This window comes from Pontibacter sp. E15-1 (assembly GCF_022601975.1).
In the GTDB taxonomy this organism is placed as follows: domain Bacteria; phylum Bacteroidota; class Bacteroidia; order Cytophagales; family Hymenobacteraceae; genus Pontibacter.
Window position 1 is genome coordinate 14,292 of record NZ_JAKVIR010000014.1, and the last position, 15,436, is coordinate 29,727.

Annotated in this window: 14 protein-coding genes; 7 read left to right on the top strand and 7 right to left on the bottom strand. The window is 52.1% G+C overall.

Features of this window, described 5'->3' with window-relative positions; translation table 11 throughout:
* The first annotated feature begins 149 nt into the window (after positions 1–149).
* Entirely contained in the window at positions 150–1,196 is a 1,047-nt protein-coding gene (gene queA, locus MKJ04_RS11130; RefSeq protein ID WP_241641715.1) for a tRNA preQ1(34) S-adenosylmethionine ribosyltransferase-isomerase QueA, read from the top strand.
* A gap of 203 nt (positions 1,197–1,399) precedes the next feature.
* Positions 1,400–2,083 carry a 2-C-methyl-D-erythritol 4-phosphate cytidylyltransferase gene (locus tag MKJ04_RS11135; RefSeq protein ID WP_241641716.1) on the top strand — a complete coding sequence of 228 codons (684 nt, stop codon included), beginning with the start codon at positions 1,400–1,402 and terminating at the stop codon, positions 2,081–2,083.
* Between the two features lie 236 nt (positions 2,084–2,319).
* Here the strand turns inward: MKJ04_RS11135 and MKJ04_RS11140 are convergent, their stop codons facing one another.
* From MKJ04_RS11140 to MKJ04_RS11150, 3 genes are all read right to left on the bottom strand, one after another.
* Positions 2,320–3,045, bottom strand: a complete 726-nt coding sequence (locus MKJ04_RS11140; RefSeq protein WP_241641717.1) for an ABC transporter ATP-binding protein — start codon at positions 3,043–3,045, stop codon at positions 2,320–2,322.
* Positions 3,046–3,141: 96 nt separating this feature from the next.
* On the bottom strand, positions 3,142–3,363 hold the full coding sequence (locus MKJ04_RS11145) for a DUF2795 domain-containing protein (RefSeq protein WP_025608825.1): 222 nt from the start codon (positions 3,361–3,363) through the stop codon (positions 3,142–3,144).
* A 278-nt stretch (positions 3,364–3,641) separates the two neighbouring features.
* Positions 3,642–4,955 carry a DUF349 domain-containing protein gene (locus tag MKJ04_RS11150; RefSeq protein ID WP_241641718.1) on the bottom strand — a complete coding sequence of 438 codons (1,314 nt, stop codon included), beginning with the start codon at positions 4,953–4,955 and terminating at the stop codon, positions 3,642–3,644.
* A 349-nt stretch (positions 4,956–5,304) separates the two neighbouring features.
* On the opposite strand from MKJ04_RS11150, the gene ettA reads away from it, so the two are divergent.
* On the top strand, positions 5,305–6,975 hold the full coding sequence (gene ettA / locus MKJ04_RS11155) for an energy-dependent translational throttle protein EttA (protein WP_241641719.1): 1,671 nt from the start codon (positions 5,305–5,307) through the stop codon (positions 6,973–6,975).
* Between the two features lie 492 nt (positions 6,976–7,467).
* On the opposite strand, the gene MKJ04_RS11160 is transcribed toward ettA, so the two are convergent.
* Positions 7,468–9,027, bottom strand: a complete 1,560-nt coding sequence (locus MKJ04_RS11160; protein WP_241641720.1) for a serine hydrolase — start codon at positions 9,025–9,027, stop codon at positions 7,468–7,470.
* Positions 9,028–9,234: 207 nt separating this feature from the next.
* Between MKJ04_RS11160 and MKJ04_RS11165 the strand changes: the two genes are divergently transcribed.
* Entirely contained in the window at positions 9,235–10,233 is a 999-nt protein-coding gene (locus tag MKJ04_RS11165; RefSeq protein ID WP_241641721.1) for a GNAT family N-acetyltransferase, read from the top strand.
* Here the strand turns inward: MKJ04_RS11165 and MKJ04_RS11170 are convergent.
* Positions 10,230–11,204, bottom strand: a complete 975-nt coding sequence (locus MKJ04_RS11170; protein ID WP_241641722.1) for a zinc dependent phospholipase C family protein — start codon at positions 11,202–11,204, stop codon at positions 10,230–10,232. The two genes, MKJ04_RS11165 and MKJ04_RS11170, sit on opposite strands and share 4 nt — an antisense overlap.
* A 308-nt stretch (positions 11,205–11,512) precedes the next feature.
* Between MKJ04_RS11170 and MKJ04_RS11175 the strand changes: the two genes are divergently transcribed.
* From MKJ04_RS11175 to MKJ04_RS11185, 3 genes are all read left to right on the top strand, one after another.
* Complete coding sequence (locus MKJ04_RS11175) at positions 11,513–12,094, top strand: hypothetical protein (protein WP_241641723.1); 582 nt, start codon at positions 11,513–11,515, stop codon at positions 12,092–12,094.
* A 105-nt stretch (positions 12,095–12,199) separates the two neighbouring features.
* The gene (locus MKJ04_RS11180; RefSeq protein WP_241641724.1) at positions 12,200–13,654 is read left to right on the top strand and encodes a class A beta-lactamase-related serine hydrolase; all 1,455 of its coding nucleotides are present in this window, start codon (positions 12,200–12,202) and stop codon (positions 13,652–13,654) included.
* Between the two features lie 144 nt (positions 13,655–13,798).
* Entirely contained in the window at positions 13,799–13,966 is a 168-nt protein-coding gene (locus tag MKJ04_RS11185) for a hypothetical protein (RefSeq protein ID WP_241641725.1), read from the top strand.
* Between the two features lie 231 nt (positions 13,967–14,197).
* Here MKJ04_RS11185 and def read toward each other — a convergent pair whose 3' ends face one another.
* Entirely contained in the window at positions 14,198–14,767 is a 570-nt protein-coding gene (gene def / locus MKJ04_RS11190) for a peptide deformylase (protein WP_241641726.1), read from the bottom strand.
* Positions 14,764–15,180 (bottom strand): Holliday junction resolvase RuvX, encoded by a 417-nt coding sequence (ruvX, locus tag MKJ04_RS11195; RefSeq protein WP_241641727.1) that lies wholly within the window; start codon positions 15,178–15,180, stop codon positions 14,764–14,766. The genes def and ruvX overlap by 4 nt, the downstream gene beginning before the upstream one ends.
* Positions 15,181–15,436: the final 256 nt, after the last annotated feature.

A 15,436-nucleotide genomic window follows, 5' to 3' on the forward strand; every position in this document is an offset into this window, starting at 1 on the left:
CTTAAAAGTAAGAATAATTCGGTCAAACTGAGTAAATTTGCGGTTTGATTTTTTGGTTTCTGCCTCCCGGAGTTTGCTGAACCCTCGCGGGGGTCTTTCCTGTTATAGGGGAAAAAGCCAGACACATTAAATACCGTAATATTTAATTTATGAAATTATCTGAATTCAAATTTGACCTGCCCGAGGAGTTCTTGGCCACCCATCCTATCGAGAACCGCGACGAGTCGCGCATGATGGTGGTGCACCGCGACAGCGGCAAGATAGAGCACCGGGTTTTCAAAGATATCCTGGACTACTTCGACGACGGCGACGTGATGGTTGTCAACGACACGAAGGTGTTTCCGGCCCGCCTGTATGGCAACAAGGAGAAAACCGGCGCGAAGATAGAAGTGTTTCTGCTGCGCGAGCTAAACAAAGAAATCCACCTGTGGGATGTGCTGGTAGACCCGGCGCGCAAGATCCGTGTCGGCAATAAGCTGTACTTCGGCGATAGCGACCTGGTGGCCGAGGTGATTGACAACACCACCTCCCGCGGGCGCACCATCAAGTTCCTGTTCGACGGCCCGGACGAGGAGTTCTACAAAACCATCAACGACCTGGGCGAGACGCCGCTCCCTAAGTACATCAAGCGCGAGGCAGAGCCGGAAGACCGGGAGCGCTACCAGACAGTGTACGCCAAAAACGTGGGCGCTGTGGCCGCCCCGACGGCAGGCCTCCACTTCACGAAAGAGGTGCTGAAGCGCCTCGAGATAAAAGGCGTGGACGTGACTCCGCTGACCCTGCACGTGGGCCTGGGCACTTTCCGCCCCGTTGACGTGGAAGACCTGACCAAGCACAAAACCGACTCTGAGAACTTCAGGGTGCCGCCCGAAACGGTGGAGATGGTGAACAAGGCGCTCGACAACAAAAAGCGCGTATGCGCCATCGGCACCACCACCATGCGTGCGCTGGAATCGTCGGTGTCGGCCAGTAACCGCCTGAAGGCGAACGAAGGCTGGACAGACCGCTTTATCTTCCCGCCGTACGAGTTCAAAATAGCGAATTGCCTGATCACCAACTTCCATATGCCGGAAAGCACCCTGCTGATGATGGCAGCCGCTTTCGGAGGGTATGACCTGATCATGAAGGCATACCAGGAGGCCGTGAAAGAGAAGTACCGCTTCTTCAGCTACGGCGACGTGATGCTGATCCTATAATTCGCTCTATTAAATAAATTGAGCAGAATAAAATGCCCCGTCCATACCAGTCGGGGCATTTTGCTTCTGCATGTTGATATACATGATGTTGATATACTGGCTGCGCCATACCCAATTACGCAGCGCTACAGCGCTAAATTCATACCTCTCTAACCCCTTAACTTTCTAACTCTCTAACTCAAGCTAACTCTCTAACGCAAGCTATGGCACCACTCCCGGAATACGCAATCATCGTGGCAGGCGGCTCGGGCAGCCGCATGCAGCACGAGCTGCCCAAACAGTTCATCGAGGTGGCAGGCAAGCCAATCCTGATGCACACCATCGAGCGGTTTTATAGGTATAACCCCGAGGTGCGGCTGGTGGTGGTCTTGCCGCAGCAGCAACTGGATACGTGGCGCGGGCTTTGCCGCAAGCACAGTTTCAGGCTGTTCCATATGGCCGTTGCCGGAGGCACCACGCGGTTCGCCTCGGTCAAAAATGGGCTGGATGCGGTGCAGGGAGAGGCGCTGGTGGCAGTGCACGACGGCGTGAGGCCCTTTGTGGAAACGGGTACGATTAAAGCCGCTTTCGAGGCGGCGGCCCTGCATGGCAGCGCGGTGGTGGCCGTTTCCCCGAAAGACTCCATCCGGGAGCTGACGCCAGACGGCAGCCGCGCGGTGCCCCGCGACAATTACCGGATGGTGCAGACGCCGCAATGCTTCCGGGCCAGTATCCTGCGGCAAGCCTACGCCCAGCCCGAGCAGGCGCATTTCACCGACGATGCCTCGGTGGTGGAGCAACTCGGGGAAAAGATCGTGCTGGTGGAAGGCAGCTACCGCAATATCAAGATCACCACACCCGAGGATCTGGTGCTGGCCGAGGCCTTCGCCAGAGAAGAGTCAGCGTAAGTAGCAGAGCCATACCCTATCACGGCATATATAATGGGGCTGCGCAATCAGTGCTGCAAAACCGACCTCACAGTGTCTAACAGACCTGTGAGTGTCTGCACAGTAGCGTTGTGAGTGCCTGCACAATAGCGTATCCACAGGCCCAAACCCACAGAAGAGCCACCGACAGCACGAAGTCCTAAATCAGGCTTACCCCATCCTGCTCATTATCTAAGCCCGACGCATACCCCCCCCCTTTATACTACCGGCTGCCGTCCCGCTTCCAGAAAAGCCTGATTTTCCTGCACTGTTGCTGCTGAGATTACCTCAAGGGCAGGGTTGGGTTTGGAGAGGTTGAGGAGGAAGCCTTGCAAGGGCGGGAGGTTCTGGAGGTCGTGGGTGATGCAAAGCACCGTCTTGCCATACTGCTGCACCCACTGCTGCAGCAACTGAAACACCTGGTTTTTGTAATATACGTCCAGCTGTTGGGTGGGCTCGTCCAGCAGGTTGATGCGGGCGTCCTGCAGCATGAGTTGCGCCAGCCATACCAGTTGCTGCTCGCCGCCGGAAAGGGTGGTGAAGTCGTGGTCGATGAGGTGCGAGAGCTGCAGTTGCTGCAGGGTATGGGCTGCCAGCGCGTAGTCTGCAGCATCATAATTCTCAAAGAAGCGCTTTTTCCGGAAAAGCCCCATTACCACCAGGTCATGCACTGTAATCGGGAAATTGACGGTGTTTTTCTGAGGGAGATAGGAAAGTATACCCTGCGCTGTGGGCTTGTGATGTTGCCCCAGGTCCTGGTTTTGTACCAGCAGCTGCCCCTGATAGGCTATTTTCTGCTGGAAGGCCCGGAAGAGCGTAGTCTTGCCAGCGCCATTGTGCCCGATGATGGCGACAAAGGCTGGGGTTGCGATAGAAAAAGAAAGGTTGCGGATAAGAACGCGCTGTCCGTAGCCCGCAACCAGGTTTTTTGCCTCAACGATCAAGCTTTTTCAATTACGAGTCCCGAATTACTAATCACGAATAAATATACAGGCCAGGAAACCCAACTCGTAATTCGGAATTAATAATTCGTAATTCCTTTAGTACTCGTCTTCGTTGAACATGAAGTCTTCTTTGGTAGGATAATCAGGCCAGATTTCCTCGATGTTCTCGTAAGGCTGACCGTCGTCCTCCAGGGCCTGCAGGTTCTCTACAACCTCCATCGGCGCACCCGAGCGGATGGAAAAGTCGATTAACTCATCTTTCGTGGCTGGCCAGGGGGCGTCCTCCAGGTATGATGCTAATTCAAGTGTCCAGTACATAGTATTTTCTCCTTTAACTAATGAGCTTTTTGAAATGGTTTGCAAAAGTATGAATAAAAACAAAAACAAAAATTTTCAGCAAAAAAAAATTGCTTTTTTGTCTGTTTTTACCAACACAACGCATACAATCTACAAATGTTCAAAAAGCGCCGAATATTTTAGGGCCATTTTTGCGCCACGGTAACATGGGCTGCAACAAGGCAGGCCGCAAAAGAAAAGAGCAGCCGCCAATAGTGTGGCAGCTGCTCTGTCTGTAGTAGGGTATGATGCAGCGGGTGCTAGCTGCTGATGGCGCTCAACTGGCTCTTGAACATCTCGATCATGGCTGTTTTGGTGCCGATCTTGCGGTTGAAGTTCCGGATCTTGCCCTGCAGCATGCTGCGGAACGCCTCGTTGCCGGGCGAGTCGCTCAGCTTGCCCAGGTTTCCCTCCAGCACCTCCAGCTCGTTTTTGTCTGACTTGATAAAGTCTTTCAGGGCGTTGATGCGTGCCTGCAGGTCGTCGGTCTCCGAGTACGTCTCGTTGGAAGCCTGCTGGCGCTTGCGTATATAGTGCTCCAGGCTGCTGGTTTCAAACACCCGGTCGCAGGCTTTGATGAAGCGCTCCCAAATCATGTCAGACACTTCCGGGCTCACGGGGCCTACCTTTTTCCACTCTGCCTGCAGCTCCTTGGCGCGTCTCACGGCATCGTTGAGGGCATGCTGCTGCAGGAGTTGCTCGGCTTCCTCCACCAGCACTTTCTTGCGCTCGAAGTTCGTTTCGTAGTATTTGCTGCGCGACTCGGTTTTCTCGTTGTTGATCTTGTGCTTCAGGCGCTCAAAGAAATGGTTGTGCGCCTTCCGGAAATCCGTCCACAGCCGGGTCATGGTTTTGCGGGGCAGCGTGCCGCCCACCTCTTTCCACTGGTTCTGCAGCTGCTTCAGCTTGGCCGTGGTGTTCTCCCAGTCCTCGGAGTTCTGCAGGGCCATCGACTGCGAGATCAGGTCGCGGTATTTGTCGTAAATGCTGTTCTGCATCTTCTTCTTGTCTTCGAAGAAGTTTTTCTTCCGCTCAAAGAAGTTCTCCACCGCCGTCCTGAAGCGCTCCTCAATCTCCTCGGTCAGTTCTTTTTCCACCGGGCCGGTTTTGATCCAGGTGGTGCGGAGCTCTTTTAGCTTGTCGGTCGTCTCCTGCCACTCAATGCTCTCGCTCAGGGCTTCGGCCTCCTGGGTCAGGGCGATCTTGGTGGTCAGGTTCTTCCCGCGGTTCTGCTGTATGGTTTCGTTTATGGCTGTCTCAGCCTCCGTCAGGGTATGGTAGATTTTCTCAAAGTCTCCGAGGGCATCGTAGCTGCCTACCTGCTCTTTCATGTGGAGGACTTTCATCAGGAACGAGCCTTTGTTCTCGGAGGTCTCGATGCGCTCGAGCAGGTTGTCCACTTTCTCCCGGAACATCTCAAATCGCTTTGCAAAGTACACCAGAGAGTCTTCCTCAGACTCTTTTACGTCTCCTACCTGGCGGGCCGGGTAGCTCATGAATGGTTTTAGCCACACTTGCTGGTCCTGAATAGTGCCATACAGTTTGGCTTTGTCCAATAGATCGTTGTTTTCCATGTTACTGGATAGGGTTATGGGTCGAAAAAAAATCAGGCAGCCTGGCTGTGCCAAGCGGGCCGTCGCATACACACAGGCTACCCCGCGGCATTTGTATAGGTTCGGACATCGGAAAAATCGCCGGTTGCTCCGTTCTTGTGCTAAGTTAAGCAGAGACGCACTTCACGCAATGCAGTTTTTTACAAGTTTAAAGGATTTCAACCAATTTTGCGAAGTGCATATGCATGAATTTTTACGATATTTGTAATTCTTTACCAAATAAGAATCAGGCGGATAGGATTTTAAGCGGGGCGAGCCTCTGCTGTCCGCTATCTTGGAATAATATTAGCAAAACACTATTAATTACAGCATGAGTAACGAAACAATCATTTTCTCGATGGCCGGGGTAAGCAAAATCTACCCTCCAAAGAAACAAGTGTTAAAGAATATCTACCTGTCGTTTTTCTACGGCGCCAAGATCGGGGTGCTGGGCCTTAACGGTTCGGGCAAGTCGAGCCTGCTCAAAATCATCGCGGGCGTGGACAAGGAGTTTCAGGGCGAGGTGGTATGGTCTCCGGGGTATACCGTGGGCTACCTGGAGCAGGAGCCGCAGCTGGACCCCACCAAAACCGTGCGCGAGGTAGTGGAAGAGGGCGTGAGCGAGGTGGTGGCCCTGCTGAAGGAGTTCGACGAGATCAACATGAAGTTTGCCGAGGAGATGACTGACGATGCCATGAACAAACTCATCGAACGGCAGGGCGAGGTGCAGGAGAAGCTGGACCAGCTGAACGCCTGGGAACTGGACAACCGCCTGGAGCGGGCCATGGACGCGCTGCGCACGCCGCCTGAGGATGCCCTCGTCGGGAACCTGTCGGGTGGTGAGAAGCGCCGCGTGGCCCTTTGCCGCCTGCTCTTGCAGGAGCCGGACGTGCTGTTGCTGGATGAGCCCACCAACCACCTTGACGCAGAGTCGGTGGACTGGCTGGAGCAGCACCTGCAGCAGTACAAAGGCACCGTGATCGCCGTAACCCACGACCGCTACTTCCTCGACAACGTGGCTGGCTGGATTCTGGAGCTGGACCGCGGCGAGGGCATTCCGTGGAAAGGAAACTACAGCAGCTGGCTGGAGCAGAAATCGAACCGACTGGCCGCCGAGGAGAAAACCGAGAGCAAGCGCCAGAAAACCCTGCAGCGTGAGCTGGAGTGGGTGAAGATGGCCCCTAAGGCCCGCCACGCCAAGTCGAAGGCCCGTCTGAGCCAGTATGATAAGATGGTCGGGGAGGAGGCCTCCAAGAAAGAGGAGAAGCTGGAGCTGTTTATACCGGACGGCCCGCGCCTGGGCTCCCAGGTGATCGAGGTGAACCACGTGAGCAAGGCCTACGGCGACAAGCTGTTGTTCGAGGACCTGAACTTTGCGCTTCCGCAAGGTGGCATTGTCGGCATCATCGGGCCAAACGGAGCGGGTAAAACCACCCTGTTTAAACTGATCACGGGGCAGGAGAAGCCGGATGCCGGAGACTTTACGGTAGGCTCTACCGTGGAGATATCCTATGTAGACCAGGAGCATGCGCAGCTCGACCCGGGCAAGTCGGTGTTTGAGGTGATCTCAGGCGGCACGGAGCACATGATCATGGCTGGCCGCCAGGTAGTTTCCAGGGCCTATGTGAGTAAGTTCAACTTCTCGGGCGGCGACCAGGAGAAGAAGGTAGAGAAGCTGTCGGGCGGGGAGCGCAACCGCGTGCACCTGGCCATGACGCTGAAAGAGGGCGGCAACCTGCTGCTGCTCGATGAGCCGACCAACGACCTGGACGTGAACGCGATCCGTGCGCTGGAAGACGCGCTGGAAAACTTTGCGGGCTGCGCCGTAATCATCTCCCACGACCGCTGGTTCCTCGACCGCATCTGCACGCACATCCTTGCGTTTGAGGGCGACTCGCAGGTATACTGGTTTGAGGGCAACTACTCGGAGTATGAAGAGAACAAGAAGAAGCGCATGGGCGATGTAGAGCCGAAGCGTATCCGATACAAAAAACTGATCTAAAGCGCGTAAAGCGGGCCATACCGGGTATGGCCATGTGTATCAGAAGGAGGGAGGCCGTTGCTATGTGTAGCAACGGCCTCCCTGTTTATAAGCCAATTATGTTTTGGAGGTACCCATGCTGTCTTCTTGTATATGATATAAAAACGCTGAATTTTCTGTACAATTTTTATGGACATACTTAACGTTTAAACCTTTTTATTTTACTAAAATAACTAACAAAAGTGTCATTTTGGTCGTAGTAATATATAAAGTGACAGTCAAAGGTTTAAAAGTATTGTTTAACTCATAAGAATGTCAATTATGAAAAAAATTTACAACAGCAACGATGCACTCGCATACTGGCTTATAGCTGGATATTTCACCGCCATGGGCACAATTGCATTACTCGTATCCTAAAAATTTAGTCCAACTGGAGGAAGGCCGCATATCCTGCGGCCTTCTTTTTTTGCCTGAGATTATTCTAATTATGCGGTGGGCCACTCTACAGCGCGGTTACTTCGCTTTCACAAACCTGAGTTCGTCGAAGTGGAAGTCCGGGTTGTCGGAGTCGAGGCGCATTTCTGCTATTGCCCCATCTTCTCCAATCAGGAAGCGCACCTTGGTAGGATGCAGCAGGGCATAGTCGTTTTTCCAGTCCAGCGTAAAGATATCGTGCTCCCAGTGCCCCAGCGTGCCCGAAAGGGTAGGGGCAGGCAGTAACTGCAATTCCAGCGTCCCGTTTTTCAGGCTTACCGTGGCATCGCCGTAGAGCTGGCTCCTGTAGGTGCCGGTATATGCTTTCAGGTTCATGGTTGGGCTGCTTTTGCGACGCCGCTTTTCCTTTGCTTTCCCTGCTTCTGCCTCTTGCTTCGCTTTCGCGGCGGCATCCAGCTTAAACCGGCTCCAGTCGCGGCCGTTTGCCATACCCAAAAACTGGTCTACCGTGTAGTTGCCGAGCGGAGCCATGATGCTGCTCATGCTGTTGGTCAGGATCACGATGCCCAGGTTCTCCTCGGGCACCAGCACCGTGCGGCTGTTCATACCCTCATGCCCGCCGCCGTGGTAGATGAGCTTGCGCCCCTCGTAATCGCTCAGGAACCAGCCAAGGCCAGCACCGGTAAAGTGCGTGGACGGGGTTTCCGCTTCCGCCTGCTGCGACACGGCAAAGGGGTTGTGCACCGTCCACATGTCGCGGCTGGCTGCCTCGCTGAAAATCTCTTTGCCCTTATAAGTGCCTCTGTTCAGTTGCAGCCGCATCCATTGGGCCTGCTGGCTCACACTGGTAAAGATACCTGCTGCCGGGTTCCAGCTGTCCCAGGCGGTGAGGGTGGTGGCATAGGGCTTCCCATCCGCGTTAAAGCCGTGCGGCGAGGCCACGTTACGGACACCCTTTAGGTCATTTACCGAGGTATAGGTGCGATCCATACCCAAAGGCTGCAGAAACGTCTCTTTTATGTAGTTCTCCCAGGTTTTGCCCGTTACGTTTTCGATCACCTCACCCGCCGTGATAAACATGAGGTTTGAATAGCCGTAGCCATCGCGGAAGCCATACGCAGGCTTGAGGTAGCGCATGCGGCGGATGATCTCCTCGCGGCTATAGGTCGTGTTATACCAGAGCAAATCGCCGCTGAAGGTCTTGAAGCCGACCCGGTGGCACAGCAAATCCTCGATGGTGAGGTTCTCTGTCACAAACGGGTCGTAGAGCTGCAGGTACGGCACATATTGCCTTACTTTGTCCGTCCAGCTGATTTTCCCGGCATCCACCAGCGTGGCCAGCGCGGCCGCAGTGTAGGCCTTGGAGTTGGAGGCGATGCCGAACAGGGTGTTGGCGTCTACCTTGCCGCCTGTTTCGTTGTTGAGCACGCCGTAGCCTTTCGCGAAAACAACGGAGTCGTTGCGCACAATGGCGATGGCCATACCCGGCACGCCCCAGTCCTGCAGCGCCTGCTGGTAGTAGGCATCTAGCTGTTGGAGATCGACAGTGGTTTTCGACTGGGCCCAGGCGGGTGCCTGCACAAGCAGCAGCAAAAGCAACAAACGGAAATTTTTGAGGGAGTAGCGGAAGTGGTTCATCGAGTGTGTAGGTAGGTAGACAGCGGCACGGCAGCCAAGTAGTTTATCCCGCCTGCGCGCCATGCCCCTGGGATTTGTTTACAGGAGCAAGTTACTAATTTTCAATTGCCACGCGCCAGAAGATAGCGGGGCGCAACGGAAGTTGGCGCACTTTTGTAACTTGCCTCCCGCCAGACAGGCTTTTTACACAGCATCCTAAAGCAAGCCATGCCTATTCTCTACCTGAAGCAGCCCGACATCGACCGCGCGCAATGGGACGCGCTGGTGGCGCAGTCGCCACAGCGGCAGGTATATTCCCTGTCGTGGTACCTCGATGTCGTGTCGCCGGGCTGGGAGGCGGTGGTGGAGTTGGATGCCGCCGGGCAGTATACGGCCGTGATGCCGGTGCCCTGGAAGAAAAAGCTCGGGATGCGCTACATACAACAGCCGCTGTTTTGCCAGCAACTGGGCATATACAGTCAGGATACTTCGGTTACAGCTGCTACCTGTCAGGCATTTGTGCAGGAGTTATACCTGCGTTTCCGGTACATAAACGGGTATAACTTTAACACTGGCAACCACTTGGCTATACCCCCATTGCCCAACGTGTGGGTAGCGCAGCATTCGACACTTTACTTGCATTTACATAAAGCCTACAGGCAGTTAAACCATGCCTACAGCACAAACCAGAAACGCAATCTGCAACGCGCCCAAAAGGCGGGGCTCACTCTGGAGGAAAGCAGCGACATAGAGCCTGTCATCCGGTTTTTTAAGGAGGAGGCGGCCAGCCGGATATATGGCGGTGTGGCCGAGGAGGCATACGCGCAACTGCGGGCTTTGCACCAGGCGCTGCAGGAGCGGGGCTTCGCCAGCTTGTTTTATACCCTCGACCGGGATGGGAGGAGAAATAGCGGTGCCCTGTTCACAGTATGGGGAGGCCATATCGTCTATCTGTTTAATGCTGCCCCGCAACACGGCCGGAAGCAGAACGGCCGCACTTTCATCCTCGACCACATGATCCGGACTTACGCGGGGCAGGAGATGGTGCTCGACTTCGAAAGCCCCGGCGAGCAGGAGTCGGCCATTGTCCGTTTCTACAAGAGTTTTGGCCCGGAAACAATGCCTATCCCAACGATGCGCTATAACCAGCTGCCGGGCAGTGTCCGGTTTTTGCAGGGCGTGCGGATGCGGCTGGTCCGGAAGCTGAAGGGCAGGCAGGGCGCTTAGGTATCCCCTTCCTCGCGGGCTTTGTGCGCGCCTGTTTCATACTCCTTTTTCTCCATTTCCAGTTGTTGCTGCGCCTCTGCCGAGAGCGCCTTCGGGAAAGTGCTCAGGTCGGGTTGGCCGGCGTCTACCCAAGCGGTATACCAGTAGCTGGCAATGGTCTGTATGGCCCGCCGCATCTGCCGCTCCACCTGCCCGCTGAGCTTGTCGCTGTAGGCCTGCGAGAAGGCGCGGGAGTATACCCGGGTGGTCAGGTTGTTGCGCACCTCAAACGAGTATTTCTTCTCTTCTGCAAATTCCTGCGTCAGCTGCTTCTCAAAGTACAGCACCGAGTCGAGGGCGGTATGGGCGCTTGCCACCAGGTCCCAGGCCCACAACTGGGGCTGCTCTATGTACATTGCCTGTCCCACAAAAAAGTCATACCCATCCGAGAACAGTTCGGGCAGGCGGGTTTCCCAGAATGCGTGGATGCCGCGCTGGCCCGTAAACTGGCCGTTGTAGTTTTGGGTGGTATGGAGGGGCACGCAGGCATCGGCCACATAATGCCCCATCTCGGTGCTGAGGCGCAGGATGCGGTCGAGGTTGCGCTCTCTGAACGCCTGTGTGAGCTGGTATTTCATCAGGCTGATGTGCCAGGGCACGATGCCGTAGGCCTGTAGCGTGTCTTCGGTATATTGCTCCACGGCCTGCTGCCAGAAGCGCGGCAGTTTGTACAGGGCGCTGTCGCCATACACGTCGAGGTCGATGTAGTGGCGGGCGGCCTCTCCTTCCACGGCATAGCGGCGGCGGTCGGGGTTCACGGCGTTCTCGGTGATGTAGCGGATATGCTTTTTATAGAACCCGATCATTTCGGGGGGCAGCGCGAACACCGCCAGCCGGTTAATGCGCTGGTGCGCAAAAAAGCCCCAGCCATAGCCATTGAGCGGCAGCAACAGGGTAAGTAACAGAAGGATAGCCTTGGTTCTTTGTGCCATACCTGCGATTACGCGTGGGGGTGGCAAACTGGTTGCTGTACAGCCTGTGTTTTGATAAGGCCGGGATGATATTGAACAATCCGAGGACAGGGAGAGAAGATCGGGATTTGCTGAACCCGACCAAAAAGCTGGCGAGCAGGGATTCTGTATGTAGCTTTGGTGAGAAGAAAAACGAACTGCAACATGCTTTATATTACCCTAGATATATAGTATATTCGGTTGTCCAGTTACGGTTATCGTGCTATATTTGGTAGGAAAAGCGTGTGTTTACGCTTTCGAGGTAGTTGGCGGTAATTTCTAATTAAAAGATGAATCAAACCCAAAGTATTGAAAAGGATTCAAAGTTGCTTTTGCTTATACTAAGCATTTCTTATGCTCTCTACATTGTGGTAGCATATGACTTCATCACTATCTATGAAATATTTGTAGACCTTGCCTTATTCGCGACATTAATTGGAAGCATAGTATACATATTCAAAGTTGTCATAGCTTTAGCAAAAACAAAGCATCTCCCCAAAAAGTCAACTACTTTAGTTACTTGTGCTATAGCATTCTGCTACTTACTCACTTTTGGAAATAGAAATGGAATGTTTGAAGGTGGAAAAATCTTGGACGCTGCTTTCTTGGATGACAGAAGCAGAATGGATTTAGCACTCTATGAAAATGGGACCTATATTATATTCTCTAACTGGATGTTTGGAGAGGAAAGATTTGAAGGGAAGTACAGTCTGGAAGGAGACACTATAAAATTTTTGACTACCCCTGTAATTGATACTGACTTTATCGCTCAAGAAGCAATCATTGATAGGAAAGAAAAAAAAATATATTTCCGCAAGAACCTTGACGGAAGCTACATGAAAGATTTTTACTACTTCCAAATTGATTTTTAAAATAACTTCTGCCAACCACATGTATACTTTATGCTCGGCTACGCCTTACACATCGTCTACACAAGTCCGTTGGCAACATTTAAACACTAATTAAACGGAGAGATAATGAAAGAATTAGTCACAATAATTTTCTTGTTCATCTCTGTTTTATCTCACGCTCAAATAGATAAAAATTCTGATCTGTTTAAAACATTGCAGGTTCAAGACAGCACTTTCTTTGAGCGTGGGTTTAATCAATGCGACTTGGATTTTCTGCAAAACCACATAGCCGATAATTTAAAATTTTATCACGACCAAAGTGGTTTTCAAGACAGGAAAGCTTTTTTTGAAAACACAAAAAAATACATTTGTTCAAACTCTGCCAAAAAGCCAATTCGGAATATAGACGCAAATAGCCTGGAAGCCTTTCCGCTATATAACGACGGGAATCTTTACGGTGCCATTCAAAAAGGAACCCATCATTTTTATTTAAGAGAGAACGGGAAAGAAGACGTCTGGACGAGCACAGCCAAGTTTACCCATGTATGGGTTTTAGAAAACAAGACTTGGAAGTTAAGCGAAGTATTGAGCTACGACCATCAGGACCCTGTATCAGACCAACCCAGAAATAACAGTATAGAACAGTTATTAAAAGAAAACAATGTGCCTGCCCTGGGAATCGGGATCATAGAAAACGGCAAATTGACTAAAGTTGAAGTGTACGGAACGTTAGACAAGCAAACGACCGCACCTTATAACACCATTTTCAAGGTAGCCTCCTTGACGAAACCTGTGGTTGCCCTAACTGCCCTGAAACTTATAGACAAGGGTATGCTGGATATGGATGAGCCCTTGTACAGGTATTGGATTGACCCTGATATTAAAGGAGACAAAAGGCACAAAAAACTAACACCAAGGATGATTCTTACTCACCGGACTGGTTTCCCAAATTGGCGTTATATGACAGAAGCCAATAAGCTAGCTTTTCAATTTGAGCCTGGGGCTAAATATCAATATTCTGGTGAAGGGTTTGAATATCTAAGAAAAGCCATTGAGAGCAAACTCGGGAAAAGTATAGAAACCCTTTCGCAGGAATTGATATTTACGTCCTCAGGGATGAATGATACTCGATTTTGGTGGGACTCGACAATGGATGAATCTAGATATGCCCAGAACTTTGATGGTAACGGAAATAAAATATCAACGGCAAAATACTATGAAGCGAATGCTGCGGCAAACCTTTTGACCACTGTCGAAGATTATGGGAAATTTTTAGCTTACGTAATCAACGGAGCAGAACTTTCCGAAAGCCTATTCCAGGAAATGCAAAAGCATCAGGTTGAATTAAAGGTAAATGACTATTTTGGGCTAGGGTGGGAGATTTTAACGGGTTTTAGTAATGATGAATACGCCTTGTTACATACCGGGAAGGACCCGGGCGTCAGCACGTTAGCTATCATGTTCCCAAAATCCAAAAACGGCTATTTGATTTTTCTAAATGGCGACAACGTGGATAAAGTCTACGAATACATACTTACAAAAGAGCTTTATCTTGGAGACGAGTTGTGGAATAGGAGATAAAAAACGTTGCCAAATCCCTACGGCTTGGTTGGGTATGGAGTGCCCACCATAAAGCCGTGATTGCACGGAGCCGATGCAGAAACAGGGCCGGTATGGAGATCAAAATAGCTCTTATATTGTTATATAGTGTAAATAGGTGAAGCAATGGTAACAGTAATCAAAAAGGGTACGCCCAGAGAAGAAATTATAAAGAAGGTGAACGAGGTTATTTCAAAGACTCCTAAGAGTGACATCATGAAATATGCCGGCAAACTAAAAACTGATATCGACCCGCTTGTATATCAAAAAGAGATGAGAGATGAATGGAAATAGAATATTTGTAGACACAAACATTCTTCTCTACTTCCTGAAAGGTGATCAGGAGGTAATTGAAATGATTAAGGATAAAACGCTTGTTGTATCATTCATTACCGAATTGGAACTGCTGTCTTTCCCCAGAAATATTGGTAAGAATAAGCTACCAGCATAAGCAAACAAAGACCCCGGCCCGCTATACATAAAGTAGCAGACCGGGGTCTTTGGTTTATACCCTTGCGGTATGGCTTAGCGCCGCTTCGCCAGTGCCGGAAACTTCATCTTGTAGTCGGCGTCCACGTCGCCTTTCGAGATTTTGGCCAGTTTGCCCTTAATCAGGCGCTTCTTCAGGCCGTTCAGGTGATCGGTGAACAGGATGCCCTCGATGTGGTCGTACTCATGCTGAACCACGCGGGCCGTCATACCGTCGTAGGTATCCTCGTGCTCGTTCCAGTCCGCATCGAAGTAGCGGATCACGATGCGCTCGGGGCGGTATACCACCTCGCGCACGCCGGGTATGCTCAGGCAGCCTTCCTCAAAGCCCCACTCTTCGCCGTCTTCCTCCACAATCTCGGGGTTGATAAAGACCTTTTTCACGCCTTTGCCCTTGTCCTTGTCGTCCATCATCGGCTCCGAGTCAATCACGAACAGGCGGATGCTCTTGCTGATCTGGGGAGCGGCCAGCCCCACGCCGTGGGCATGGTACATGGTGGTATACATGTCTTCTACCAGCTCCTGCAGGTTCGGGTAGTCCTGCGGAATGTCCTGGGCCTCTTCTTTTAAAACTGGATCGCCGTAAGCGGTAATCGGATAAATCATATAGCTCTGCTTTCTAAATACGACTGTAAAATGATGGCGGCGCTCACCCGATCCACCGTGCCCTTGTCCTGGCGGTCTTTCTTCTTCAGGCCACCGGCCAGCATGGCGGCCTGGGCCATTTTGGAGGTAAAGCGCTCGTCCACTAAATGCACCGGAATAGCCGGGAAAACCTTCTGGAGCTTGCGGTGGAAACCGATCACGTGCTGCGTCGCGTCCGTCGCCTCGCCCGACAGCCGGCGGGGCATGCCCAGGACAAAAGCCTCCACGGGCTCGCGCAGCACATAGTCCTTCAGGTAGGCTAACACATCTTTGGCATGAACGGTTTCTAAGGGGTTGGCAATTATCTGCAGGGGGTCTGTCGTTGCCAGTCCTACCCGCTTTGTGCCGTAATCAATCGCCAGTATCCTGCCCATATATCGCTGCCTAAACTGCAAAGGTACGCATTTATATGATTTGTTGGTGCTGGCGGCACAGGTGCGCGCGGGCGCCGGGAAGCCTCCGGAAAAGGTGGGCAGGCGGGGGCTTTCGGCCATCGGATAAATTATTTGGCGGCCGGGGGTGTTATACCTGTAGGCAAGGCGTAGGAGCAGGGCCACGGACCGCAACTTTCGGGGTTTGGATTTGTATAAATACTATAGCCCCCTCTGGATATTTACTAACTTGTGGCAT